This is a genomic window from Sphaerochaeta sp. UBA5836 (assembly GCF_002432845.1).
Lineage (GTDB): Bacteria > Spirochaetota > Spirochaetia > Sphaerochaetales > Sphaerochaetaceae > Sphaerochaeta.
Genome location: NZ_DJGW01000002.1, coordinates 1 through 3866 on the forward strand (window position 1 = coordinate 1; position 3866 = coordinate 3866).

General features: G+C 48.6%; 4 protein-coding genes. 3 read left to right on the forward strand and 1 reads right to left on the reverse strand.

The window, feature by feature from the left end:
• The 3 genes from B3F49_RS00025 to B3F49_RS00035 all read left to right on the forward strand — a co-directional run.
• Positions 1-376: hypothetical protein (locus B3F49_RS00025; protein ID WP_293908436.1), on the forward strand; the 376-nt coding region annotated here is incomplete at its 5' end.
• The gene (locus B3F49_RS00030) at positions 363-938 is read left to right on the forward strand and encodes a class I SAM-dependent methyltransferase (protein ID WP_293908437.1); all 576 of its coding nucleotides are present in this window, start codon (positions 363-365) and stop codon (positions 936-938) included. The genes B3F49_RS00025 and B3F49_RS00030, both read left to right, overlap by 14 nt.
• A 123-nt stretch (positions 939-1061) precedes the next feature.
• A complete protein-coding gene (locus tag B3F49_RS00035) occupies positions 1062-3470 on the forward strand; it encodes an EAL domain-containing protein (protein WP_293908438.1) in 2409 nt (802 codons plus the stop codon).
• Here B3F49_RS00035 and B3F49_RS00040 read toward each other — a convergent pair.
• Entirely contained in the window at positions 3467-3817 is a 351-nt protein-coding gene (locus B3F49_RS00040; protein WP_293893229.1) for a DUF3147 family protein, read from the reverse strand. The two genes, B3F49_RS00035 and B3F49_RS00040, sit on opposite strands and share 4 nt — an antisense overlap.
• Positions 3818-3866 lie beyond the last annotated feature (49 nt).

Genomic DNA, 3866 nt, shown 5'->3' on the forward strand with positions numbered 1-3866 from the left:
GTTTATGCTCAGCTTGTTCAAGCACTGCAATATGCATGGAGAAGCCTCTATCGATGATGTTATGGAGGACTATCGTCGGTTTTATCTCAACCGTTTGGCATCTCAATTACCGGTGGATCGCCAGCGATGTACATATACTGAACAATTCCTTTCCGATAGGGTTGCAGTCAAACGAAATATGCTTGCAAATCCGTTTGAAAAATTCGAGCGCAAGCGGTTTGTCCACTACCTTAAGGACCTTAATCTGATTGGTTTCAATTCAGTTTTATATTCCTCTCTTACAGCTCAAGATATCAGTGAGTGTACAAGCTTGCTTACTGAAAACCTTAAAGAGTACTATCAAGATCTCGGAGGCCTCCCTGATGAACTACTATGACAAGCATGCAGACACCTACATCAACAGTACTGTCTCGGTGGATATGAGCTCTCAATACTCGCTGTTTCTGCCTTATCTGCCAAAAGGCGCTTCCATTTTGGATGCCGGATGCGGCAGCGGCCGTGACAGCCTCCATTTCTTGGAGCAGGGCTATAAGGTTGAGGCTTTCGACAACAGTAGTGCGATGGTCGAGCATGCAAGAGCTCTCACAGGCCTTGCTGTCCGAAAGCTTTCCTTTGCGGAATTGGACTATGACTCTACCTTTGACGGCATCTGGGCCTGTGCATCGCTCTTGCATGTACCAAGAGTAGAGCTGGGATTCGTCTTTGGCTTGCTGCATAGGGCCCTCAAGCCCCAAGGGTTGCTCTATTGCTCCTTCAAAGATCGTCCGGAAGATTTCACAAACGAAGGGCGCTTGTTCACCTGCTTTACCGAGCAGGGTTTTCAGGAGTTCCTTACTGAGCTTTCCCTGTTTGAGCTGGTACAGCTCTCCCACTCAGCAGATGTTCGCCAAGGCAGAGGTAATGAGAGGTGGTTGAATATACTCTTGGCGAGAAAGTAATACAAAGTATGGTATAAGTTATATTCTTATAGAATAAAAAGATACAAATTGTCTCCCATTGCAACTCCCAAGCCGGTGTACTATTATGAAGTCATGTACACTGAAGCCGAAGGAGAGTGAGCATTGCTCAGTACATCGTTGTTTGCCATGCTGTTCATCACTGTTTGCATAGTCTCCTTGGTCAGTGGAATTCTGGTCATGCAGAGCGACCGCACTTCGCGCATCAATCGGGCATTTTTCGCCCTGGTGATTTGTCTGATCATATGGACCCTTGGACTTACGGTATCCACAGTCGCTCCAAATCTGAATATCGCCATCGCCGGACAGCGAATATCAGCCTTTGGTTGGGTGGGTATCTATGTAATCCTCGTCCTGTTTGTGTTGCTCCTGACAGGCCGCAAGCTTCATCGCACCTGCTATCCACTCCTCTTCATCCCCTCTCTCTTGATGATTCTCGTCTATGGCCTCCCGTCCAATCTTTACGATTATTCATTGGTTTTCACACGATTTGGTTGGTCATCCTCTTCAGTCGATACCTTTTGGGACTATGCCTTTTATGCCTATTTCTCCGGGTACACGCTCTTGGGACTCTATCTGCTGGCTGCATGGAGAACAGAAACGGAGAAAACGGCAAAAAAACAGATTTTGTTCTCTCTTCTGGTTGCATTTCTTGTCGGGACGCTCACTGATGTCCTGCTGCCGGCCTTCGGCTTGGAACTGCCCCAACTTGCGCCCATCATCCTTACCATTCCTGTAGTGGTCATTTCTCAAGTCCTGAGAAGTCGTAATCCTCAAGTAGTGGGATTGGGGGCTCCTTCCCGGTACACCACCATCTTCATCCTGGTAGCACTCTATGTGTTTATTTCTGTGCTACAAACGCGTCTATCCGCCGACTCCGAACTTGTGGCTGCCCTCCAATTGGAAGAATCGACGTTCAGAGGCATCATCACCCAGCTACAGATGTTCATATCCATCTACCTCGTCCTTCGGGCGAAAAAGACCGGAGTCATCGCCACCCTGCTTCTCAATGGGGCGAACCTTGTTTCCTCGATACTGTTTTTGATCAGGACCAACTCTCCAACCCCGATTCCAGGCATCATCTCTTACATCGGGGTATTGCTGGTTATTTATCTGATCAGGGTGTTTGAACAACGCTCTGAATGGTACATATCACACATCGATACCCAGCGCAGTGAACTCGAGCAATCACAAAACAAGCTCTACAATATGGCTTTTTATGATTCGCTGACCAGGCTTCCCAATCGTGACTACTTCATCGACCATGTCAACCAAACGATTGCAAAACATTCACATGGCAAGCAAGTCATAGGAATCCTGTTTCTCGATTTCGACTCCTTCAAGTCCATCAACGACACCGCAGGGCATGCCACCGGAGACCTGGTGTTAAGCAAAATTGCAGAAGTAATGGCGGCTGTCCTGGACAAGGATGATATCATCGCCCGCTTCGGCGGTGACGAGTTCCTGATGGAAGTGCAACGGCAGAAAGAGACAGACATCCTGTTGGTGACTAAGGCGATCATGCAGGCACTCAAGCGGCCTATTGTCTTAGGCACTGAAGAATACTTCCTTCCGGCCAGCATTGGCGTCTCCCTCTATCCGAACGATGGTCCCGACGCCCAGACGCTGATCATGAATGCCGATATCGCCATGTATGCCGCCAAGGCAAAGGGGAAAAACCAAGTTGCTTACTGTACTGAGGAGATGAAAGCGCAGACAACCAAGAGACTGCGTCTGACCAACAGTCTCTATCGCGCTCTCGATAGGAACGAGCTGTTCATTGAGTATCAACCCCAGATATGTACAGAAACCCGAAAGGTGTGTGGTTTCGAGGCTCTGCTACGGTGGAAGAACCCGGATTACGGTATTGTTTTACCAGCTGACTTTATCCCGCTTGCCGAACAGACCGGTCTTATCCGCCCAATCGGCTTGTTTGTCCTGAAAGAAGCCTGCAAACAGCTTGTCTTTTTCAATCAAACGTACCAAGAAGCTCTGGTCATGTCGATCAATCTCTCGTTGGTGCAGCTCAGGGACGCTCACATTGTTGAAAAAGTCCGGGCGATACTCGCTGAAACCGGTGTGGACAGCACATACCTACAGATTGAGGTCACCGAGAGTTCGAACTTCTTGGGAGAGCCGTTGTTGTTGCAACGCTTGATCGAACTGAAGCAGCTGGGCATTTCATTGGCAATCGATGATTTTGGAACCGGACATTCTTCGTTCAGCAGGCTGAGGACCTACCCGATCGACCAACTGAAGATCGACATTGAATTCGTGCAGGGGATAACCACCGGCTCGAAAAAAGATATGGCCTTGATCAAGAGCATCATCCAGACAGCGAAGAACCTGGGAATCGAGGTGCTTGCCGAAGGGGTGGAGACAGAAGAGCAGGTGCAATATCTCCAGCAGAACGGCTGTGACAAATTGCAGGGCTATTACTTCTCCAAACCCTTGAAGGTTGAGGATATTGCTGGTTCTGGCTTGCTAACACCTTGGGTAAACAACCAAGCCTAGAGCGTCACATGCAACAATTGGAGCACCCAAACAAGCAAACCATACAGGACTATGGTGGCGGCAACGGAAATTCCCAAACTCACCCAGAAGTGCAACCCTTTGGTAAGCAGGACTGGAAAGAGCAGGAAAAATGCCAATGAGGGTAACACAAGAAAGAAAATAGATCGGGAGAGGTCGGCGATTGCCTTTGTCTCCGTCTTATCGATATACATCCAAATCAGGGCAAGCAGGGACGTGAGAGGCAACGAGGCGATAAGCGCTCCAAAGAACGAGCTTCGTTTGGCAATTTCACTGACGGCAACGATTATGGATGCAGAAAGGGCTAATTTGACAAGGTAGTAGAACACAGCGGCCTCCGATACGTACTTTATAGTCTATGTGTGGCATATGGACAAG